This is a genomic window from Paracoccus fistulariae, from assembly GCF_028553785.1.
In the GTDB taxonomy this organism is placed as follows: Bacteria; Pseudomonadota; Alphaproteobacteria; order Rhodobacterales; family Rhodobacteraceae; genus Paracoccus; species Paracoccus fistulariae.
In genome coordinates this window covers 2,446,437-2,467,255 of the sequence record NZ_CP067136.1, presented here as the reverse complement: position 1 = coordinate 2,467,255, position 20,819 = coordinate 2,446,437, and the positions used below count along the sequence as shown (strand labels likewise).

The following is a 20,819-nucleotide window of genomic DNA, read 5'->3' as shown; positions in this document are numbered from 1 at the left end:
TTCGGAAGTGCTCAGATCACTTGATGCGCTGACCGTTGGCAAAGATCTGGCCGCCGGACTTGAACACAAGTTCGGTTTCCAGCGTGTCTTCGCTGCCCTCGACCGGCTTGGCAAAAAGACCCATCATCATGCGCAACCCCATCAGCTGATCCTGCGGCACCAGACCCGTCTTGCCCAGGTTTTCCAGCAGCGCATTCACGCCCACGAAGGTGCCGTCCATCTGGCCGGTCGGATCCATCGGGTTTTCGGCAAAGTCGATCTCGCCGGTTACGTCGGCCTTGGCCCCGATAGCTTCCAGAGAGACGCCGTTGATCTTCAGGCTCTTGGGTTCGAACGGTGTATCCTGTTCGGTGAAGGCGCCATCGGCATCCAGTTTCGGCTGGCCGAATGCGGGATCGAAGATGTTTTCGCTGACCACCGCATCGCCCTCGACATCCATCGACAGGCTGGCGGGATCGCGCGGCAGGTTGTTGTTGGGATCGAACAGTGCCCAGATCTCTTCGCCCAGCGTCACCCCGTTCAGGGCATAGGCCAGCTTGAAGGGCTGCGCCTCTTCGGCCTTTTGCACCGGGAACAGGATATCGACCGAAGTTTCCTCTGCCGCGTAATTCATCGGGAAGGGCAGATTGGAATTTTCGATGCTGGCGTCGCTGTTCATCAATTTCGCAGCATAGTTCATGCCGTCTTCGGCAATCCTGAAGTCAAGATTGCCTGCGCCGGACTTGATCTCGGCATTGATATTCTGATCCCGCATCTCCGGGCCGTCCTTCACCGTCGTCTGCACGTTGAAGCTGGCAGCCATCGAGTCAAACAGCACCGTCCCGTCGAATTGCAAGCCTGCGGCCAGCGCTTCCGCCATCTGAGTGCTCATGTCGAACTCACCGGCCGGCATGGCGCCGCGGCCCTCACTGCCGAGATTGTTCAGCGTGACCTGATATTTCAGGCTGCCCGAACCGCCATTCTCGTCTTCGGGGAAGGTCGTATCGGTGCTGATGGTCGCGGTTTCGGCTGCAATGTCGAAGCTTTGCTCTGATGCGTTATCCTGGACGTTGCGCTGCGTCCCCTTCAGACCGGTCAGTTCGGCACTGATCGGCATCGTCGCCTTCGCGTCCTGCGCAAGCGGAACCTGCATGTCCAGGGTCACGCTTGGATAGTTGTATTCGTACAGCACATCCTCGGCCGAGCCCGAAATCAGCAATTCGTTCCCGGGTGCGGCGATCGTGCCGGTCATTTCCAGATCGACCATCTTCATCGTGGTCGAGCCTTCTTCATCTGTCGTCTCAGCGGGGTTGCTCAGCCGTTTCTGGATGGTGGCGTCAACCGCCTCTTTCATCGCCTCCTCATCGGGCACCTGATAGGTCGAGGTCAGTTTGACATCGCCCTCAAGCACGCCGCGGACCTTGGCATCGCCGGTCTGGCTGAGGACGAATTTCGGGATCGAGATGTTTGTCCGGGCCTGTTCGCTCTGGGTCGAAAACACGGCGTCGGTCACGGTCAGGCTGTTGCCCGTATCCTCGATATTACCGGTCGTCACTTCATAACCGTAGCGGGTGTAATTCTGGATCAGGCTTTCCCAGGCTTCGGCGGGGGTCATGTCGGCCAGAACAGGTGCCGCGCCTGCGATTAAAGCGATGGCCGAGGTTGCAAGCGAGCGGATCATACAAGATACCTTTCGAAAATGCGTTTGGTTGCTGAATGTCTGACACAGCCGAACTGCAAGGGAAAGGGAACATTCCGTGATCTTGTGTGATCTGAAGGACGGGTTGGCGATTCTGACGATCAATCGGCCAGAAAAAGCCAATTCGCTGACCGAAGCGATGCTGACAGAGCTGACCGAGCGTCTGTCGGGCCTGTCAGGGCAGGACTGCCGGGCGGTGATCCTGACCGGCGCGGGCAAGGTTTTTTCGGCCGGCGCGGATCTGGAGGAGGCGCGGGCAGGTCTGGCGACCTCGGCTGTCTGGGATCGCCTGTCGCGACAGATTGCCGCAATGCCCTGCCTGACCATCGCGGCGCTGAACGGGACGCTGGCAGGGGGTGCCTTTGGCATGGCGCTGGCCTGCGATCTGCGGATCGCGGTGCCCGAGGCCAGGTTCTTCTATCCGGTGATGAGGCTGGGCTTCCTGCCGCAGCCTGCCGATCCGCCGCGCCTGACGGCACTGGTCGGTCCGGCGCGGGCAAAGATGATCCTGATGGCGGGGCAGAAGATCGAGGCCACCGAGGCGCTGGCCTGGGGGCTGATCGACCGGATCGTGCCCGGCGGTGACCTGATGGCCGCAGCCCGCGATCTGGCTACGGATTGTCTGTCCGCCGCGCCGGATCATCAGGCCGCGATCAAGACGATGCTGGATCAGCCGTAGACGGCTTCCTTGCCGAAATGCCGCGTCAGCATGTAATACAGCACCGCGCGGTATTTGTTGCGGTTTGAACGACCGTATTTGTCGATGCAGGCATTGATCGCCTCCATCAGGTTCGGGCCTTCGGGCAGGCCCAGCTTCTTGATCAGGTAATTGTCGCGAACGCGCTCCAACTCTGCGTTATCGCTTGCGGCGACGGTCTCGGAATCGGCGCTGTAGATCGAGGGGCCGCAGCCGATGGTGACCTTGGTCAGCAGGTCCATATCGGCCGTCTCGCCCAGCTTGTCTTTGATATCCGCCGCGTATTTCGCGATCAATTCTTCGCGTTTGCTCATTCTTCCCTCGCTCCCTGTTCGTGGGTGTTGGCGCCGAAAGGATGCTGTCACAACGGTTCAATATCAAGCTTTTTGGCAGACGCGGCCCGTTCAGGGCGTAAAGCGGGTCAGACCGGGCAGCCAGGTCGACAGTGCCGGCACGAAGGTCAGGATCAGCAGGCACAGGATCGCGGCCAGGAAAAAGGGCGGCAATTCGCGAATGATATCCGCAGGCTTCTGGCGCGTCGCAGTGGCCACGACAAAGATCAGACCGCCCACGGGCGGCGTCATCAGGCCGAAGGTCAGGTTGACGATCATCACGATGGCAAAGTGATCGGGCGCAATGCCCAACCCATGCGCGATGGGCGCCAGGATCGGCACCAGGATCATCACCCCCGGCAGCGGATCCATGAACATGCCGAAGATCAGCAGCAGTACATTCACCATCAGAAGAAAGGCGATGGGCGACAGGTTCATCGCGATCACCGCATCCGCCATGGCCTGCGGCACGCCCTCGATGATCAGCACCCAGGCAAAGGCCCGCGCGGCGGCCAGGATCATCAGCACCGCCACCGACATGATGGCCGAGCGCAGAAAGGCCGCCCAAAGTTCGGCAAAGGTGAAGCTGCGATAGATGACCACGCTGACGATGATGGCGTAGAACACAGCGATGACCGAGGCTTCGGTCGGGGTAAAGATACCGCCGCGAATGCCGCCGATGATCAGCACGATCAGCGCCAGCGCGGGCAGGGCCTTGACCGTGTTGACCAGCATTTCATGCGCGCCGGGCCGAACCTCGTCGCTGCGATAGTCGCGCTTGCGGCTGATCCACCAGTTCACGCCGGCCATCGCGCCGGAAATCAGAACGCCCGGCAGGATACCCGCCATGAACAGCGACCCGACCGAGACATTCCGATCCTGCAGCGCATAGATGATCATCGTGATCGAAGGCGGAATGATCGGATCCACGACCGAGACCGAGACCGTCAGCGCCCCGGCATAGGACCTGGAATAGCCGCTGCGCTCCATCATCCTGGCCATCATCGCCCCCGGCCCCGCCGCCGCTGCCAAGGCCGAGCCAGAGATACCTGCGAACATCGTCGCGGTCAGCACATTCGCATAGCCCAGCCCTCCCCGCAGATGCCCCACGAATTGCGAGGCAAAGCGCAGCAGCATTCGCGAAATCGCGCCCGCCGACATGATTTCCGCGGCCAGAATGAAAAACGGGACCGCCAGCAGCGGAAAGCTGTCCAGCCCGGTGAACATCTCTTTCACCACGACCACGGGCGGATAACGGCCCGACAGCCCAACCGCCGCAAAGGCCGCAATGGCCAGCGAGAAGGCCACCGGAACGCCCAGCACAAGCAGCAGAAAGAAGGCGATGATCAGGATTTCAGCCAAGATGGGCCTCGTCCGAATATTGGAACCCCGCGCGCAGATAGCGCGGCGCGATCAGCGCAAGATGAATGATCATCAGCACGAAGCCCACCGGGATCGCGGCATAGACCCATTTCATCGGCACCCGCAGCGCCGCCGATTTCTGCACCGACATGCGGTTCATGTAATCGATGCCGACCCAGACCATATAGGCGAAAAAGCCGAACATGATCAGTAGGATAAGAATGCGGATGCCCCGTTGCGCCGGACCGGGAAGCGCCTCTTGCGCATTGGCGATGGCGGCATGCGCCCCTTCGCGCAGGGCAAGCCCCGCGCCAAGGAAGGTGATCCAGATCATCGTATAGCGCGCCACCTCATCCGCCCAGGGCGGCGCGCTGGGCAGCGCATAGCGGGCAAAGACGTTCCACCCGACCACCACCGACATGAAGGCCAGCCCCAGAACAAGGACGGCGCCATTCAGCGTGACAAAGGCGTTTTCGATCCGGCGCATGCGGGGCTTACTGGGCCGCCTGAATGCGATCCAGCAGCTCTTTGCCGAATTGCGCCTCATATTCGGCATAGGGTTCGTCCAGCGCGGCGCGGAAGGCGGCCTTTTCTTCATCCGTCAGTTCATTGACCTGCATGCCCGCCTCTTTCAGCGCGGCAACGCCGGACTCGTCCACCTCATCGACATAATCGCGCATCGCCTGAACCGAGGCCGCCGCCGCCTTTTCAAACGCCGCCTTCTGGTCGTCATCCAGCCCGCCCCAGAATTGCGGCGAGATCAGCACGATGGCCGGCGAATAGACATGCCCGTCCAGCGTCAGGTATTTCTGCACCTCGTTCAGCTTGGCCGAGACGATCACCGACAGAGGATTTTCCTGCCCGTCGATTGCGCCCTGTTCCAGCGCGCCGATCACCTCGGGCCATGCCATCGGCGTGGGCGAGGCGCCAAGCGCGCGGAAAGCCTGGATGTGAACCGGGTTTTCCATGGTGCGGATCTTCAGGCCCTGCGCGTCTTCGGGTGTCTGGATCGGACCGCGATTATTGGTGATATGGCGAAAGCCCTGTTCGCCCCAGGCCAGCGCGTGAATGCCCGCATCGTCAAAGCGTGCCAGCATTTCCTGCCCGATCTCGCCATCCAGAACCGCGCGGGCATGGGCCTTGTCGCGGAACAGGAAGGGCACGTCGAATATACCGGCCTCGGGCACGAAATTGGACAGGGTGCCGCTGGACACGATGGTCATTTCGACGGTGCCAAGCTGCAGCCCCTCGATCACCTCGCGCTCTCCGCCCAAGCCTGAGGACGGGAAGTGGCGGAAGGTGAACTGATCGCCCAGGCTTTCGGTCAGCGAGGTCTCGAACGCCTTGGCCCCTGCCCCGTAATGGCTGTCCTCGGCCAGCGCATAGCCCATCTTGATCTCTTGTGCGGCCGCCGGAACGACCGCTGCGGCGCAAAACAGTGCTGCGGTGAATAGCTGTTTCATGGATCTCCCCTCCCGTGATTCCGGCGAACTTTGCGCGACCTTGCGAAAAAGCGCAATGATTGCGAAGGCTTCACGTGATCCGAATGGCCTTGCGGGTGACGATTTCAGGGAACAAATTTCCACAGGAACCGTTCAGGGAAAACGGTTGTTCCTGTCGGGCCGTGGGGCCGACTGACACTGTCTTTATTTGCCACGGACGGTTGTGGGTAGGGCCTATGCGTTACACTTAACTGCCGACAACAGAAGGAGTTTTACGATGCGCAGCATCATACTGTCCGCCGCATTGGCGCTTTCGACGGCCCTGCCCGCAGCGGCGGATACCATCCGCGTCGGCATGTCCGGAGGATATTTTCCCTTTACCTTCACCCGTGGCGGCGAGCTTCAGGGATTCGAGGTCGATCTGATGGAGGCTGTCGGCGCCGAGACCGGGGACGAGATCGAATTCGTCACCATGTCCTTTTCCGGCCTGATCGGCGCGCTGGAATCCGGCCGTATCGACACCATCGCCAACCAGATCACCATCACGCCCGAGCGTGAGGCGAAATTCGCCTTCACCCAGCCCTATGTCTATGACGGCGCCCAGGTGGTGGTGAAAAAGGGCAATGAGGACGACATCACCGGTCCTGAAAGCCTGAAGGGCCGTTCGGTCGCGGTGAATCTGGGCTCGAATTTCGAAGAGTTGCTGAACAATCTGCCCTATGCGGATGAAATCGATATCCGCACCTATGAAACCAACATCGCGCAGGATACCGCGCTTGGCCGTGTGGATGCCTTCGTGATGGATCGCGTGTCTTCGGGTCAGCTGATCGCGGAAAGCCCGCTGCCGCTGGCCTTGGCGGGCAAGCCCTTCGATGAGATCCGCAACGCCCTGCCCTTCCGCAATGATGAGGCTGGAACCGCCCTGCGCGACAAGGTCGATGCCGCGCTGACCAAGCTGAAAGAGGACGGCACCCTGGCCGAGATTTCGCAGAAATGGCTGGCGACCGACGTAACCGTCCCCGCAGATGAGGCTGCGGCCCAGTAATGGCAGGGTTGAACATCGCCTATATGCTGGACCTGATCCCGGTGATTGCCGGGTATGTTCCGTTGACCATGTTCATGGCGGTCGTGTCGATGATCGCGGCGCTGATCCTGGCGGCCATATTGGCCGTCATCCGGGTCATGCGCGTTCCCGTCCTGGACTGGATCGTGGCGGTGTTCATCAGCTTCTTTCGCGGCACGCCGCTGCTGGTACAGCTGTTCCTGTTCTACTTCGGCCTGCCGCAGATCTTCAGCTTTCTGGTGGAAATCGACGGGGTCAGCGCCGCCATACTGGGCCTGACCCTGCATTTCTCGGCCTATATGGCGGAAAGCATCCGGGGCGCGATCCTTGGCGTCGATCGCAGCCAGTGGGAGGCCGCGCAATCCATCGGCATGACCCAGATCCAGCTGTTGCGGCGCATCATCCTGCCGCAGGCGGCGCGGACAGTGGCGCCGACGCTGATGAATTACTTCATCGACATGATCAAAAGCACCTCTCTGGCCTTTACCCTTGGCGTGACCGAGATGATGGGCGCGGCACAGAAAGAGGCCGCCGGCAGCTTTCTCTATGTCGAGACCTTTCTGGTCGTCGCCATCTTCTATTGGGTCATTGTCGAAACGCTGTCGGTCGGCCAGCGCTGGATGGAAAGACGTCTTGGAAAGGCGGTGGCACGATGAGTTGCGAAATTACCGTTGACGGGCTGGTCAAGCGCTTCGGCCAGAATACCGTGCTGAACGGCATCGACATGTGCCTGCAACCGGGCGAGCGTGTGGCGATCATCGGCCCCTCGGGGACCGGCAAGTCCACCCTGCTGCGTTGCCTGAACTTTCTGGATCGCCCGGATGAAGGCCGCTTTACGCTGGGCGATCTGTCGGTCGATGCGGCAAGCGCCACCACGCGCGACATTCTGGCAGTACGTCGCCGGACCGGCTTTGTCTTTCAGAACTATGCCCTTTTCGCCAACAAGACCGCCCGTCAGAACATCATGGAGGGGCTGACCGTTGTGCGCGGCTGGTCGCGGGACAAGGCCGCCGCGCGGGCGGATGAAATTCTGGCGCAGATCGGGCTGGGCGACCGCGGCGATTCCTATCCCGCCGCCCTGTCAGGCGGTCAGCAGCAGCGCGTGGGCATTGGCCGCGCGATGGCGCTGGATGCCGATCTGATGCTGTTTGATGAACCGACCAGTGCCCTGGATCCCGAATGGGTGGGTGAAGTACTGGACCTGATCCGGCGCATCGCAGATGGCCGCCAGACCATGCTGATCGTCACGCATGAGATGCAATTCGCCCGCGAAATCGCGGATCGGATCATCTTCATGGATGGTGGCAAGATCGTGGAACAGGGCCCGCCCGATCAACTGTTCGGCAATGCCAAGGATGAACGGACACGGGCCTTCCTGCGGCGTGTGGGCTAAGCGTCAGCGCAGGCCCGCATTCCGGTAATACACCTCGACATCGCGTTTCTTGTCGAAACCGATGCCCGAGGCGATGATGCAACTGGTATTGTCGCTGCGCGGCGCAACCAGCGTCCATGTCCCCAGCTTGTCCGAGCCCCAAAGCTCGGTCCCCTGATGGGCCTTGTCGTCGATGCGATCCTCGTGGAAATCCTGCGACAGGGTCTGTTGGATTTCACTGTCATGGGCGCAATAGGGCTGATCGCCGATGGCCATGTCCGAGGTCGGCAGATCCTGCGCCTGCTGCAACAAGCTGGGCGTGTCCACGCCCATCATCGCGGGCCAGCTTTGCACCGGTTGATCGCTGCGCACCGCAGCATGGGACGGCGCCGCCAATAGCAGCGCGACGCTGCCGATCACGGTCAGGCGGGCAATGCGATTTGTGGTACGGCACATGGGCGACAGTCTTTCATTTTGCGGTTTCTTATGACGAAAACGTCCGGGGAATGCCATAGTTCCTGTTCCCGCCGGGAAGCCCGCCCGTCAGAAGCGACAAGATCTTTCGCAACCACCTGAAATCCGGTAGAATTTCGTTGAGACCGCGATATTTCGATTTTCCCGCCCGGCCCGGCGAATTTGCCTGTCCCGCCGAAATTTTCGCGCTAAGCTGGCGATCAGACCTCGAATACGATAGTCAATTGGGTTAACGGTTACCGCAAACATTGGGGTGAGGGCGATTATGGCGGTTCTTCTGGGGGATGTCGGCGGAACGAATGCGCGTTTTGCGTTGGCGCGCAATGGCGTCATCGATGCGGAAACGGTGACGCGCTATCGCGGTGACGATTACGCGACCTTCGACGACGTGGTGCGTCAGTTCCTGTCCGATTTCGACCAGCCGCGCATCAGCTCTGCCAGCGTCGCGGCGGCCGGCCCGGTCAGCGGCGGACGCGCCCGGCTGACCAACCGCGACTGGGACATGACCGAAGACGGGCTGGCGCGGCTGACCGATGCCGATCACGTCCGCATCATCAATGATCTGACCGCGCTGGGCTATGCCACCCCGACCCTGCGGCGCGACGGCGGCCTGCGCGTGTTGCGTGAGGCGCCGTCGGATCGGATCACCAACGGGCAATCGCTGGTCGTCGGTCTGGGCACCGGCTTCAATGTCTGTGCCGTGCGCTCACTGCCCAATGGCGGCGTCATCGCCATGGAGGCGGAAGAGGGTCATACCCAGCTTCCCGCGAATATCTACCGGATGCTGATCGACCTGATGGGGGCCGAGGCCGCCGCGGGCTTTACCTCGACCGAGGAAACCTTTGCGGGGCGCGGTCTGTCGCATCTGCATGCCGCCCGCACCCGCACCACCGCCGTGCGCAGCGAAGAAATTGCCCGCGCCGCCGAAGAAGGCGAGCCCGAGGCGACCGCGACCTATGAGCTGTTCACCGATATGGTCGGCCTGCTGTGCCGCGAATTGTCGATGCGCTTCATGCCGCTGGAGGGCCTGTTTCTGGCCGGCAGCGTCGGCCGCAGCATTGCCGAACGCATGGACCGCTTCGAAAAATCCTTTCTGGCAGAGCCTTATATGCGGCATATCCCTGAAAATACGCCGATCTTTCTGATCAACGATGACATGGCCGCGCTGCATGGCTGTCTTGAGGCCCTGTCCTAAGGGCAACCATCGACGCAAAGATTGCTTATTCTGCATGATTTGCTGGATTATGGCGCCTGTTCCTGTTCAAATGCGGGCAAACAAGACATGCAGGGCAGGTAAAGAATGCGGGTGTATCTGCGGGCGGCGCTGATCGCGACGACGGCTGTGGGGGTTGGTGATGTCGCGCTGGCGCAGTCTTCGTCCAATCCATTTTCAAAGATCTCTGGCTGGTTCAGTGGCGACAGCGACGCGGAAAGCCCCGTTTCGCTGAGTTTTCAGGTCGAGGGCCATGAGGATCTGGAACGCACGCTGGCAAACAGCTCTTTGATTCAGGGGGCGCTGAATGAAAACCGCAGCACGGGGCAGGATATCCTTGCCGCCGCCCGCGCCGATTACGCCCGCATCCTTGGCGCGCTTTATGATGAGGGTTTCTATTCCGCGCTGATCTATATCAAGCTGGACGGGGTCGAGGCGGCCGAGATCGCGCCGCTGGACGCGCCGCATGTGGTCAGGAATGTGGTCGTTCAGGTCGATACCGGCCCCCGCTTTCGTTTTTCCCGGGCCGAGCTTGCGCCCGTCGCGCCGGACAGCGACATCCCGCAAGACTATCGCCGGGGCGAAATCGCGGGCACCGGCACAATCAAATCAGCCGCGCGGGCTGCGGTCGAAGGATGGCGCAATTACGGCTATGCCAAGGCGGATGTCTCATCCCAGGATATCGTGGCCGATCACATCCAGAACAGTGTCGACAGCCGGATCGGCGTGACCCCCGGCCCTGTCGTGACCTTTGGCAAGCTGAATACCCAGGGAAACCAGCGGCTGCGCACCGCCCGTCTGGTCAAGATCGCGGGCCTTCCCGAAGGTGAGCGTTTCGATCCCGAAGAGATCGAGGATGTGCGCAAGCGCCTGCGCCGCAGCGGTGTCTTTTCCGCGATCACGCTGGAAGAGGCCGATCAGCTTGGCCCCGATAACAGCATGGATGTGAATCTGACGGTGGTCGAACAAAAGCCCCGCCGCATCGGCGCGGGTTTCGAGATTTCGACCAATGACGGCTCGCAATTCTCGGCCTATTGGATGCATCGCAACCTGCTGGGCGGGGGTGAACGGCTGCGGATCGATGGCGAGGTCAGGGATGTCGGCTCTGATACCAGCGGCCGCGATGATGAGCTGACCGTGCGGCTGGACCGACCTGCGACGATCACGCCTGACACGACCGCCTTCATCGAGGCATCGGTCGCGCGGCTGCGCGAAGAGGATTACGATTCCGACAATGCCTCGGTCGGGATCGGCTTCAATCATATCTTCAGCGACCGTTTCACGCTGGATTTCGGCGTGAATTATGAATTTTCCCGCGTCTATGACGATCTGGGCGAGACGGATTTCAAGGTGCTGGCCTTTCCCTTCTCGGTCCTTTGGGATCGCCGCGACAATGAGAAAGACCCCAGGCACGGCTATTACCTGGTCGGCGATCTCAGACCCTTCAAGGGCTTTGATGACACCGGCTCTGGCGCCGTGGTCGAGGGTGAGGCGCGCGCCTATTATTCGCTGGGGGAAGAGGATCGCTTTACCCTTGCGGGACGCGCCCGTGCAGGCAGCGTTCTGGGATCGGATATCCAGGATACGCCCCGCGACTATCTGTTCTTTTCCGGCGGTGGCGGCACCGTGCGGGGCCAGCCTTATGAATCGCTGGGTGTCGAAGAGATCATGGGCCCCAATGGCCCGATCAAGACCGGCGGCATGAGCGAGGCGATCTTCAGCGCCGAATTCCGCTGGCAGGTCCGGGAAAAGATCGGTCTGGTCGCTTTTACCGATTACGGCAAATTATGGACGGAATCCAGCTGGTCGGGCAATACCGACTGGCATTCCGGCGCGGGCGTCGGTGTGCGCTATTCCACGCCGATCGGGCCGCTGCGCTTTGATATCGCGACCCCGACCGGCGGCGATACCGGCGAGGGCGTGCAGCTTTACATCGGCTTGGGGCAGGCATTCTGATGCGAAAGATATGGTTGATTTTATTCGTTTTCCTGCTTCCCTTGGCGGCATGGGCGCAAAGCGCCGCTGAACTGTCCGAGCAGGTCGATGATGACCGCGGTTTTCTGACGAACCTGCTGGAAAAGAATCTGTCGGGCGAGGGCCGCTCGGTCGTGATCGACGGGTTCGAGGGCGCACTATCTTCGCGCGCGACGTTCAGCCGGATCACCATTGCCGACGAAGATGGCGTCTGGCTGACCCTGAACAATGGCGCGATCCAGTGGACGCGCACCGCGCTCCTGCGTGGCCGTGTCCAGATCGCCGAGCTTTCGGCGGAAGAGATCCTGTTGCCCCGCCTGCCCGGCGGTGGCAGCGACGCCCCGCAGGCCGAAACCCGCGAATTCGCCCTGCCCGATCTGCCGGTCTCGCTGAATATCGACCAGATTACCGTTCAGCGCGTAGAACTGGGCGAGCCTGTCTTCGGCCTTGCCGCCGCGATTTCGCTGAGCGGCAGCATGAACTTGGATGGGGGCGAAGGCCATGCCAAGCTCGACGTTCAGCGCCTTGACGGTCCGCGCGGCGAATTCGTTCTGGATGCGGGCTATTCGAATGCCAGCAAGTCGCTGAAACTGGACTTCAATCTGGACGAGGACGCGGATGGCATCCTTGTCAATCTGGTCGATCTTTATGGCAAACCCTCGGTCAGGGCGACGATCAGCGGTGAAGGTGAAATCGCGGATTTCGCCGCGAATATCGAACTGGCAACCGATGGTCAGCCCCGCATCACCGGTCAGATCAGTGCCAAGGGTGCGACAGGTCCCGACGGCGAGCCGGGCACCGGGTTCGATTTCCGGCTGGGCGGCGATGTCGCGGCCCTGCTGAGCCCCCAGAACCGGACCTTTTTCGGCGAAAACACCCAGATGCAGGCGCAGGGCTGGCGTGGCGAAACCGGTCGCCTGGACATTCCGCAGCTGAGCATTTCGACCAACGCGCTGTCCATGGACGGCTCTTTCTCGACCAATGACAAGGGTGCCCCGCAGCGCGCGAATATGCTGATCACTTTGGGCCGTGACGCGGGCGCGGCGCAGGTGCCGGTCGCCCTGCCCTTCGCAGGTGACGGCGCGACGGTCGAATCGGGCCGGGTGATATTGGACTATGACGCCAGCAAGGGCTCTGGCTGGACGCTGGATGGCAATATCGGGCAGCTTGACCTGCCAACGGTGAAAATCGGCGCGCTGAGGCTGAAAGGCGGCGGCGAGGTGGCGCTGGATGGCGGGGCGCTGTCGGGCGTGACCGGGGATATCAGCTTTGGCGGCTCTGATCTGGCCTTTCGCGATCCGGGGCTGGCCGATGCGGTGGGCGATCAGATCACCGGCTCGACCGATTTCAGCTTTACCCCCGGCAATGCCGTCGAATTCCCGACCTTCCAGATCGATGGCACGGATTACGGTCTCAGCGGTTATTTCCTTGTCTCGGGGCTGGGCAGCGGGATCACGCTGTCGCTGGATGCCAATGCCCGCTACGAGGATCTGACCCGCCTGTCGACGATTTCGGGGCGCAATGTGACGGGCCGTGCCGATGTCGATCTGATCGGCTATTACGTCCTGCTGACCGATGGGTTCGATATCGATGCGACGGCGACCGGCACCGATATCTCGATCGATCAAAAGCAGGTGGATCGCCTGCTGGCAGGCCGTTCGACCATAGAGCTTGTCGCCCGGCGCGACACGACCGGGATCGAGCTTGACCACCTGACCGTCAATTCCGAACGCCTGACGGCCGAGGCCAAGGGCTTTCTGAACAGCAGGGCCAGCAATGTCACAGCGACGATCTCCATGCCGTCGCTTGCGGGCGCGGATGCCGCGCTGTCGGGCGAATTGCTGGCGGATGCCAAGCTGACCGGGCCGGACGGGCAGCGTCGGCTGACCATCGATGGGCGCGCTGTGGATCTGGGCCTTGGCATGGAGGTGCTGGATAATGCACTGCGCGGGGAAACCCTGCTGCGGGCCGCGGCGCAGCAATCGGAAGCTGGCTTTGCGCTGGAAACCTTCAGCTTCACTAATCCGCAGCTCAGCGCACAGGGCGAAGGCAATTTTGCCGAAGGGTCGCTGGATGCCACGGCCAGTTTCTCTCTGCCCGATCTGTCGGCGCTGCAAAGCGAATGGACCGGCGGTTTTCAGGCGCAGGCCAAGCTGTCCGAAGATGCCGGAACCCGCTTTATCGACCTGACCGGCAGCGGACAGGATCTGAGCTTCGGTCAGCGGAATGCCCAGGGCACGCTGACCGGTGAAACGCGACTGACCGTGCAGGCCGAGGAAAAGGATGGCGTGATCACGCTGCGCGACGTGCAGGTGAACAACCAGCAAATGACGGCCAGCGCTACGGGGATTTATGGTGAGGGCGTCACCGATGTGACGGCGGATGTGGATATCCGTTCGCTGGCCTTTCTGGGTCAGGGTTGGCGCGGATCGATGCGGGCCAATGGCAGTTTCAAACAGGCCGGCGATGGCGAGCGTTTGTTGCAGATGACCGGCACCGGCACTGATCTGGCCTTCGGTCAGGCGCAACTGGATGGCGCGCTGGCGGGGGAAACCCGGCTGGCGGTGCGGGCCATCGAACGCGACGGGGTCTTTACCTTCCAGCAGGCAGAGGTCGAAAACCCGCGTCTTGCGGCCAATGCCTCTGGCACGCTGGGCGGCGGTCAGACCGATCTGACCGCTAATCTGAATGCCCGCGATCTGCGTTTTCTTGGCCGCGGATTCGGCGGCTCTGTCACGGCCGAAGCGCAGTTGAGCGAAGAGAATGGCATCCGCCGGATCAGCGCGACGGGCAACGCGAACGGCCTGTCGGTCGGGCAGGCCGAGGCTGACCGGCTGCTGGCGGGTCAGACCAGCTTCGATGTCGCGGCGACGCAATCCGCTTCGGGATTTTCTGTCCAGCGGGCGAATATCCGCAATCCGCAGCTGCAGGTACAGGCAGATGGCGATACGACCACCGGGCTTAACCTGAATGCGCGGCTGGTCGATCTGGCGCTGCTGCGGCCCGAATTCCCCGGCGCGGTCGAGGTGAACGGCACCGTGCGCGAAAGCGGCCGGAATTTCGTCCTCGACCTGAACACGACCGCACCCGGTGACACCCGCCTGAATATCGCGGGGACGGCGGCGCGTGATTTCTCCACCACCGATCTTGCGATCACGGGCAGCAGCAATGCCTCGATCGCCAATAGCTCGCTGCGGACGCGCAGCATCGAGGGGCCGGTGCAGCTGAACCTGCGGATCAATGGCGCGCCGTCGCTGAATGCGGTGTCGGGACGGGTGCAGCTGACGAATGCCACCATCGCCGATCCCGGTGCGGGCATTGCCATCGAGGGTCTGAACGCGACCGCAGATCTCAGCGGTGGCCGGATCCAGCTGAACGCGACCGGCAATGTCGAGGCGGGTGGCAGCGTCGAGGTCAGCGGCCCGATCAATCTCAGCAACGGCACCAGCCTTGATCTGACAATCGCGCTGAACCGCGTGATCGCGCGCGATCCGAACCTTTACGAGACAGAGATCAGCGGCCGCCTGAGCATGAGCGGCAACACCGCATCTGGCCTGCTGATTTCCGGGCGGGTCGATCTGGGCACGACCGAGTTCCGCATTCCGTCGACCGGGTTTGGCGGCGCCAAGGAGATTCTGGATATCGAACATGTCGGCGATACCCGGCCCGTGCGCGCCACACGCGCCAAGGCGGGGGTCGAGGAATATCCCAGCCAGGCCTCGCGCGATGCCGGGATGGCTGCGCCGCCATCGACCCCGCCAGCCGCGCCGCCGCGTCTGGATCTGTTCATCAATGCGCCGAACAAGGTCTTTATCCGGGGGCGCGGGATCGATGCGGAACTGGGCGGCGACCTGCAGGTGCAGGGTACGACGCGAAATGTCATTCCCATCGGTCATCTGGAACTGATCCGGGGCCGGGTGGATCTGCTGGGCAAGCGGTTCGATCTGTCCGAAGGGCTTGTCGAATTGCAGGGCAGCCTGATCCCGGTGATCCGTCTGGTCGCGGAATCCAGCAATGACGGCATCACCACGCGGATCATCATTGATGGCGAGGTGCGCGATCCCGATATCACCTTCGAATCCTCGCCCGAACTGCCCGAGGAAGAGGTGCTGTCGCAGCTGCTGTTCGGTCGCGGTCTGGATAATATCAGCGCGCTGCAGGCGGCACAGCTGGCCAATGCCGTTGCGGTTCTGGCCGGGCGGGGCGGCGTCGGTGTGATCGGCAATCTGCGCACGCGCATGGGTCTGGACGATCTTGATCTTGCCACCGATGACGACGGGAATGTCGAGCTGCGCGCCGGCAAATACCTCAGCGATAACCTTTATACCGATGTGTCGGTCGGGGATGACGGGAAAAGTTCGATCAACCTGAACCTCGATATTTCCGAATCGCTGAGGGCGCGCGGCTCTGTCGGCAGCGATGGCGACAGCTCGATCGGTATTTTCTTCGAGCGTGACTATTGAAGGCGAGGCGGGTCAGCCCGCCCTGACGGCCTCGGCCAGTTCCTGCAGCTCGACGGTATCTTCCGTGTCTATCGGCAGTTCAGAGCTGCGGAACCGGACCATCTGACGCCCGACGCTGAGCGGTGCCACCGACCATTGCAGGATCTGCCGGTCGGGGCCGAACATCACCCCGTTGTCGCGGGCCTCGCCGTCGGGATTGGAGGTCAGACGGTCTTGCAACGCATTGAAACCCGGCCCGGATTCGATCTGGCGCAGCCATTGGCTTAGCGCGCCGCTCATCGATTCAGAGGGATCGCCCCAGAGATTGCGATAGGCCTGATTCGTCATCACCACCTGATCGCCCGGCGCAAAGACGACCAGCGCATCGTCGATCCCGTCCAGCACATTGGTGCCCAGCGACAGTTCAGCCCGGAACTTGCGGCTGAGCGAGATTTCCGAGGTGATATCCTCGATCAGGAAGGCGACGGCGCCATCGGGATGCGGGCGTCCCGTGACGCGATAGGTCTGTCCGCCGGGCAGGGACCAGGTTTCGACGTGACGCCCGGTTTTCGCGGCATTTTCCAGATTCGCCATCTGTTGTCGCCAGTGGCGATAATTCTTGGGTTCTGGCACCATGCGCAATTCGCGCAGCTTATCCAGAAAATCGAAAAGGGTCGGTCGCGCGGTCAGGAAACCTGCGGGCAGGCCCGTCAGATCGATCAGCGAGGGGTTGAACAGTTGCAGATGCCGCTCGCGGTCGAAAATTGCCAAGGCGATGGGCAGATCGGCAAAGGTCTTGGTCAGCGTCTGGACGAATTCGCGCAGGCTACGTTCGGCGCGGACGGCCGCATCCGCAGGCACCGCGAACAGCATCCGCGAATCGTTTTCCAGCTCATGCGTGGTGCAGTCATACCAGGAAACGATGCCATCATCCTCCAGCGAGGCCCGCTGTGTCGTGGTGGGCGCCATATCCGGCCCGATCGAGATATCCATCAGCCGGGGCAGGGGCCATGAGACCGGTTCCTTTGCCTGAGCTTCGGCCCGGCGCAGATAGGCGGCATTGGCCCAGGTCACGCGGCTGTCCTGATCCTGACGCCAGACCAGCATCGGCGTCTGATCCAGCGCGCGGCGCAGCAGGTCCAGCTCTTCCTCCATCGCCTGCTGGGACATGGCATCGACGATGATCCCGGTGCCGTCGGTCTGCGGATCGGTGATGGTGATGCGGGTCATGCCCTCACCCACGGATTCCGCCACAAGCCGCAACATCGCGCTGCCGTTTTCCGTCTTGTCAGCCAGTTCCACCCGACCCAGCCGGGACAGCTGTTGCAGTTTCTTTTCAGCCTCGGGGAAGCGCGGGCCCGCCCAACGCATCAGCCGCGACCAATCGCTGCCGGGGCTGGCGGTGCGTTCCAGCAGCGCCCGGGCCGGGGAGGTCGCGTCGATCAGGGCCTCATCGCGAAACAGGAAAACGGCGGGACGCAATTCGCCTTCCAGATGTCCGGTGGTTTTTCTGCCGACAGGGGTTTTACAGTGGCTGTCCCACCATCGGATCGCGATTATCGCAAGGATAAGCGACGCTGTTCCCGCCACAATTGCCGCGACAATCATCCAGACACCCTGCAGCAACAAAACTCTCTCTCCTCAAAAGTTAATCAACCATAGAGAGAGCAAATTTAAAAAACAGTTAAAATTTATCGAAACTGGGGTTTTGGCCAAGGGCCACGCGGCTGGTCGCCTTGATACGCTCCAGCGGCCATCTGACGGTGACAAGCGCGCCGGGCTGCGCATTGGCGACAGTCAGGCTGGCGCCGGAGCGTTCCAGCAGGGTCTTGGCGATGAACATGCCAAGACCCATCCCCTCATACCCGCTGCGCTGCGCGCCGCCGCGCTTGCTGGTCACAAAGGGATCGCCAATCCGCGACAGCACGGCGGGTGAATAGCCCGGGCCGTCATCGCGGATGGTGACCGTCAGATGGTCGGCGCTGGCATGGGCGTCGATCACGACGCGGGAATGGGCGAAATCGACGGCGTTCTGGATCAGGTTGCGCAGGGCGTGAATCACGCCGGGATCGCGCCGGATATCAGGGCCAGAGCCGGTGATTTCCACCACCGGCCCCCGGTCCGCATGGGGGTGGGCGGCATCTTCCAGAACGGCCTGCACGGGGGCGCTGCGCAGATGCAGATCCTCTTTGCCCGCGCGGCCCATACTGCGCAGGATCTGTGCGCAGCGATCCGCAGAATCGCGCAGCGCCATGGCATCGGCGCGCAGTTCCGGGCGGTCCTCAAGCTCATCCCCCAATTCGCCGGCAATCAGCTTGATCGTGGCAAGCGGCGTGCCCATTTCATGCGCCGCAGCAGCGACGACCCCGCCCAGATGCTGCAACCTCTGTTCGCGCGACAGCGCCATTTGCGTCGCGAAAAGCGCGGTCGAGGTTGCCTTCAACTCGGCCGCGACGCGATGCGCATAGACCGCAAAGAACACCACCCCGATGACCAGCGCGACCCAATGGCCAAGCAGCAATATCGGGGCCATGCTCAACTCAGTCCCCGTGGCGTCATGCAGCGGCACCGCCAGAACCGAGGCAAGGGTAATCAAAATGATCGTCGCGATGCCAAGGGCGAGGGTCCGGCGTCGGTCAAGCACCGTTGCCGCAACCGTCACCGGCGCCAGAACCAGCAGACCGAAGGGATTGACCAAGCCCCCGGTCAGCCCGATCAAGGCCGATAGCTGGATCAGGTCGAAGGACAATTGACCGGCCGTCTGGCTGGCCGACATGCGCTGATGCGGCTTCAGCATCTGCCACAGATTGATGATGGCCGCCGCCGCGATCAGCGCCAGGACCGGTCCGATGGGAAACTGGATCCCCATGATTCGTGCGGCAAAAACCGCCGCAAGCTGACCCGTGATCGCGAACCAGCGCAGCAGCACCAACGTTCGCAGCCGAATGGGCTCCAACTCGGGCGGGGTGATGCTATCTGCTTCAATTTCGTGTGAGAATCCGGTCATGGACACCTCGGCTGCGACATCAGCGACCTTGATACGTGGACGATGATACGCGATCAATGCGTGCGTTTTCAGAAGCAGGAGCAGCGACATGTCCGACAAGAAAATACTGATTATGGGCAGCGTTGTTGCCGCATTGGTCCTGATCGCCGGTGGCGTTTATATGACGCAGGCAAATTCGGGTGATCCTGATTTCGCCTCTTGCCAAAAGGGAAATGTCGCGGGCGGCATGGAGAGTTTCGGCACGGATTTCACCCTGACGCGGGATGACGGTCAGCGGGTTACGGCGGCAGAGGTCTTTACCAAACCCTCGCTTCTGTATTTCGGCTATACCAGCTGCCCTGACGTCTGCCCGATGGACAGCGCCCGCAATGCCGAGGCCGAAACGCTGTTGAAAGAGCAGGGAAAAGACGTCCAGACGATCATGATCACGGTCGATCCCCGGCGGGATACGCCCGAGGTCATGAAGGATTTCACCGATCTTTTTTCGGAAGATATGATTGGACTGACCGGTTCGGATGAGGAAATCGCCGCCGTCAATAAGGGCTGGCGCAATTACTATCGCGCGAATGATGATGAGGATAAGGAATATTACCTCGTCGATCACATGACCAATACCTATCTTGTTTTGCCGGGAAACAAGACGGTCGAATTTTTCGGCCGCGACGTCGAACCAGAGCTTATGGCCGAACGTGTGGGCTGTTTTATCGACGCCATGAACTGATCCCGTCTGCCTTGTGTTTGCGTCCACCAGCCGGTGGGCGTAATGCTGGCTGTGAAAGGCCGACACATGACAGATGATAAAAAATCCCTGAATATTGGACCCGATCCCTCGCTTTTGCTTGTGGACGATGACGAGATGTTCGTCACGCGCCTGGCGAGGGCGATGGAAAAACGCGGGTTCGCGCCTCAGACCGCGCTGAGCGTGCGCGATGCGAAATCGATGATACAGAAATTCGCGCCCGCCTATGCCGTGATCGATCTACGGCTGGAGGATGGCAACGGGCTGGACGTTGTCGAGATGCTGCGCGACACGCGCGGCGATGCGCGGATCATCGTGCTGACGGGCTATGGCGCCATCGCCACCGCCGTGGCTGCCGTCAAGATGGGCGCGACCGATTATCTGGCCAAGCCCGCAGATGCCAATGATGTCACCTCAGCGCTGCTGGCGACCGGAGAGATATTGCCCTCGCCGCCGGAAAACCCCATGTCGGCCGACCGCGTCCGCTGGGAGCATATTCAACGTGTTTATGAACAATGCGACCGAAATGTCAGCGAAACCGCACGCCGTTTACATATGCATCGCCGGACATTGCAGCGGATTCTTGCCAAAAGAGGTCCAAAATAAAAGAAAACCCCTTTTTGGGTGATTTATCAAAAGGTATAGGCTGAAGATACGTAATATAAAACTAAACGGAAATGGTCAAAATGGACTATGATTTCGACAATATGACGCTGAAAGAGATGCGGTCCCTGCGTGAAAAGCTTGACCGTGCCATCAACTCTTATCAAGAGCGTAAACGTCGTCAGGCGCTGGCCGCTGTCGAGGAAGCCGCCAGAGAGCATGGCTTCAATCTCTCTGAACTTACCGGTGCAAAAACACGTCGCGGTGGTACAGTCGCGCCGAAATACGCCAATCCCGACGATGCAACGCAGACATGGACCGGCCGTGGCCGCAAGCCGCGCTGGGTGCAGGAAAATCTGGATGGCGGGAAAAGCCTGGAAGACCTTCTGATTTGATAAAACAGGCCGCCGATAAGGACGGC

18 protein-coding genes are annotated in these 20,819 nt (G+C 61.4%); 10 read left to right on the top strand and 8 right to left on the bottom strand.

The genetic code is table 11. From position 1 onward, the window contains the following. Nucleotides 1-16: 16 nt before the first annotated feature. Nucleotides 17-1,660: a hypothetical protein gene (locus JHX87_RS12165; RefSeq protein WP_271883959.1), complete on the bottom strand. Its 1,644-nt coding sequence runs from the start codon at nt 1,658-1,660 to the stop codon at nt 17-19. A gap of 76 nt (nt 1,661-1,736) precedes the next feature. On the opposite strand from JHX87_RS12165, the gene JHX87_RS12160 reads away from it, so the two are divergent. After that, a complete protein-coding gene (locus tag JHX87_RS12160) occupies nt 1,737-2,357 on the top strand; it encodes an enoyl-CoA hydratase/isomerase family protein (RefSeq protein ID WP_271883958.1) in 621 nt (206 codons plus the stop codon). On the opposite strand, the gene JHX87_RS12155 is transcribed toward JHX87_RS12160, so the two are convergent. The 4 genes from JHX87_RS12155 to JHX87_RS12140 all read right to left on the bottom strand — a co-directional run bounded on the left by JHX87_RS12155 (nt 2,348) and on the right by JHX87_RS12140 (nt 5,532). Next, the gene (locus JHX87_RS12155; RefSeq protein ID WP_271883957.1) at nt 2,348-2,689 is read right to left on the bottom strand and encodes a DUF2853 family protein; all 342 of its coding nucleotides are present in this window, start codon (nt 2,687-2,689) and stop codon (nt 2,348-2,350) included. The two genes, JHX87_RS12160 and JHX87_RS12155, sit on opposite strands and share 10 nt — an antisense overlap. Before the next feature lie 90 nt (nt 2,690-2,779). Then, nucleotides 2,780-4,069, bottom strand: coding sequence for a TRAP transporter large permease (locus JHX87_RS12150; RefSeq protein WP_271883956.1), 1,290 nt, complete (start codon nt 4,067-4,069; stop codon nt 2,780-2,782). Then, a complete protein-coding gene (locus tag JHX87_RS12145) occupies nt 4,062-4,556 on the bottom strand; it encodes a TRAP transporter small permease (protein ID WP_271883955.1) in 495 nt (164 codons plus the stop codon). The genes JHX87_RS12150 and JHX87_RS12145 overlap by 8 nt, the downstream gene beginning before the upstream one ends. A 7-nt stretch (nt 4,557-4,563) precedes the next feature. Next, a complete protein-coding gene (locus tag JHX87_RS12140) occupies nt 4,564-5,532 on the bottom strand; it encodes a TRAP transporter substrate-binding protein (protein WP_271883954.1) in 969 nt (322 codons plus the stop codon). A gap of 256 nt (nt 5,533-5,788) precedes the next feature. Here JHX87_RS12140 and JHX87_RS12135 point away from each other — a divergent pair, with 256 nt between their 5' ends. From JHX87_RS12135 to JHX87_RS12125, 3 genes are read left to right on the top strand one after another with little or no spacing between them, the layout of a single operon-like run. Then, nucleotides 5,789-6,556, top strand: a complete 768-nt coding sequence (locus tag JHX87_RS12135; RefSeq protein WP_271883953.1) for an amino acid ABC transporter substrate-binding protein — start codon at nt 5,789-5,791, stop codon at nt 6,554-6,556. After that, nucleotides 6,556-7,230 (top strand): amino acid ABC transporter permease, encoded by a 675-nt coding sequence (locus tag JHX87_RS12130; protein WP_271883952.1) that lies wholly within the window; start codon nt 6,556-6,558, stop codon nt 7,228-7,230. The genes JHX87_RS12135 and JHX87_RS12130 overlap by 1 nt, the downstream gene beginning before the upstream one ends. Continuing rightward, nucleotides 7,227-7,967, top strand: a complete 741-nt coding sequence (locus JHX87_RS12125; protein ID WP_271883951.1) for an amino acid ABC transporter ATP-binding protein — start codon at nt 7,227-7,229, stop codon at nt 7,965-7,967. Before JHX87_RS12130 ends, JHX87_RS12125 begins: the two co-directional genes overlap by 4 nt. Before the next feature lie 3 nt (nt 7,968-7,970). Here JHX87_RS12125 and JHX87_RS12120 read toward each other — a convergent pair whose 3' ends face one another. Beyond that, nucleotides 7,971-8,402, bottom strand: a complete 432-nt coding sequence (locus tag JHX87_RS12120) for a hypothetical protein (RefSeq protein WP_271883950.1) — start codon at nt 8,400-8,402, stop codon at nt 7,971-7,973. Nucleotides 8,403-8,685: 283 nt separating this feature from the next. On the opposite strand from JHX87_RS12120, the gene JHX87_RS12115 reads away from it, so the two are divergent. The 3 genes from JHX87_RS12115 to JHX87_RS12105 all read left to right on the top strand — a co-directional run bounded on the left by JHX87_RS12115 (nt 8,686) and on the right by JHX87_RS12105 (nt 16,070). Then, nucleotides 8,686-9,615, top strand: coding sequence for a glucokinase (locus JHX87_RS12115; RefSeq protein ID WP_271883949.1), 930 nt, complete (start codon nt 8,686-8,688; stop codon nt 9,613-9,615). Between the two features lie 105 nt (nt 9,616-9,720). Then, entirely contained in the window at nt 9,721-11,589 is a 1,869-nt protein-coding gene (locus tag JHX87_RS12110; RefSeq protein WP_271883948.1) for an autotransporter assembly complex protein TamA, read from the top strand. 14 nt (nt 11,590-11,603) lie between these two features. After that, a complete protein-coding gene (locus tag JHX87_RS12105) occupies nt 11,604-16,070 on the top strand; it encodes a translocation/assembly module TamB domain-containing protein (RefSeq protein WP_271883947.1) in 4,467 nt (1,488 codons plus the stop codon). A 12-nt stretch (nt 16,071-16,082) separates the two neighbouring features. Here JHX87_RS12105 and JHX87_RS12100 read toward each other — a convergent pair whose 3' ends face one another. Next, nucleotides 16,083-17,531 carry a PAS domain-containing protein gene (locus JHX87_RS12100; RefSeq protein WP_271883946.1) on the bottom strand — a complete coding sequence of 483 codons (1,449 nt, stop codon included), beginning with the start codon at nt 17,529-17,531 and terminating at the stop codon, nt 16,083-16,085. A gap of 202 nt (nt 17,532-17,733) precedes the next feature. Then, the gene (locus JHX87_RS12095; protein WP_271883945.1) at nt 17,734-19,056 is read right to left on the bottom strand and encodes an ActS/PrrB/RegB family redox-sensitive histidine kinase; all 1,323 of its coding nucleotides are present in this window, start codon (nt 19,054-19,056) and stop codon (nt 17,734-17,736) included. An 88-nt stretch (nt 19,057-19,144) separates the two neighbouring features. Here JHX87_RS12095 and JHX87_RS12090 point away from each other — a divergent pair, with 88 nt between their 5' ends. The 3 genes from JHX87_RS12090 (at nt 19,145) to JHX87_RS12080 (ending at nt 20,793) form a co-directional block, all read left to right on the top strand. Further along, entirely contained in the window at nt 19,145-19,777 is a 633-nt protein-coding gene (locus JHX87_RS12090) for an SCO family protein (protein WP_271883944.1), read from the top strand. A 66-nt stretch (nt 19,778-19,843) separates the two neighbouring features. After that, nucleotides 19,844-20,401 (top strand): ActR/PrrA/RegA family redox response regulator transcription factor, encoded by a 558-nt coding sequence (locus JHX87_RS12085; RefSeq protein ID WP_271883943.1) that lies wholly within the window; start codon nt 19,844-19,846, stop codon nt 20,399-20,401. Between the two features lie 80 nt (nt 20,402-20,481). After that, complete coding sequence (locus tag JHX87_RS12080) at nt 20,482-20,793, top strand: H-NS histone family protein (RefSeq protein ID WP_271883942.1); 312 nt, start codon at nt 20,482-20,484, stop codon at nt 20,791-20,793. Nucleotides 20,794-20,819: the final 26 nt, after the last annotated feature.

Bases quoted from the DNA above. Each gene is read 5' to 3' on its own strand.
- JHX87_RS12165 (WP_271883959.1), bottom strand. From the start codon at position 1,660: ATGATCCGCTCGCTTGCAACCTCGGCCATCGCTTTAATCGCAGGCGCG.
- JHX87_RS12155 (WP_271883957.1), bottom strand. From the start codon at position 2,689: ATGAGCAAACGCGAAGAATTGATCGCGAAATACGCGGCGGATATCAAA.
- JHX87_RS12145 (WP_271883955.1), bottom strand. From the start codon at position 4,556: ATGCGCCGGATCGAAAACGCCTTTGTCACGCTGAATGGCGCCGTCCTT.
- JHX87_RS12140 (WP_271883954.1), bottom strand. From the start codon at position 5,532: ATGAAACAGCTATTCACCGCAGCACTGTTTTGCGCCGCAGCGGTCGTT.
- JHX87_RS12135 (WP_271883953.1), top strand. From the start codon at position 5,789: ATGCGCAGCATCATACTGTCCGCCGCATTGGCGCTTTCGACGGCCCTG.
- JHX87_RS12130 (WP_271883952.1), top strand. From the start codon at position 6,556: ATGGCAGGGTTGAACATCGCCTATATGCTGGACCTGATCCCGGTGATT.
- JHX87_RS12125 (WP_271883951.1), top strand. From the start codon at position 7,227: ATGAGTTGCGAAATTACCGTTGACGGGCTGGTCAAGCGCTTCGGCCAG.
- JHX87_RS12120 (WP_271883950.1), bottom strand. From the start codon at position 8,402: ATGTGCCGTACCACAAATCGCATTGCCCGCCTGACCGTGATCGGCAGC.
- JHX87_RS12115 (WP_271883949.1), top strand. From the start codon at position 8,686: ATGGCGGTTCTTCTGGGGGATGTCGGCGGAACGAATGCGCGTTTTGCG.
- JHX87_RS12110 (WP_271883948.1), top strand. From the start codon at position 9,721: ATGCGGGTGTATCTGCGGGCGGCGCTGATCGCGACGACGGCTGTGGGG.
- JHX87_RS12095 (WP_271883945.1), bottom strand. From the start codon at position 19,056: ATGACCGGATTCTCACACGAAATTGAAGCAGATAGCATCACCCCGCCC.
- JHX87_RS12090 (WP_271883944.1), top strand. From the start codon at position 19,145: ATGTCCGACAAGAAAATACTGATTATGGGCAGCGTTGTTGCCGCATTG.
- JHX87_RS12085 (WP_271883943.1), top strand. From the start codon at position 19,844: ATGACAGATGATAAAAAATCCCTGAATATTGGACCCGATCCCTCGCTT.
- JHX87_RS12080 (WP_271883942.1), top strand. From the start codon at position 20,482: ATGGACTATGATTTCGACAATATGACGCTGAAAGAGATGCGGTCCCTG.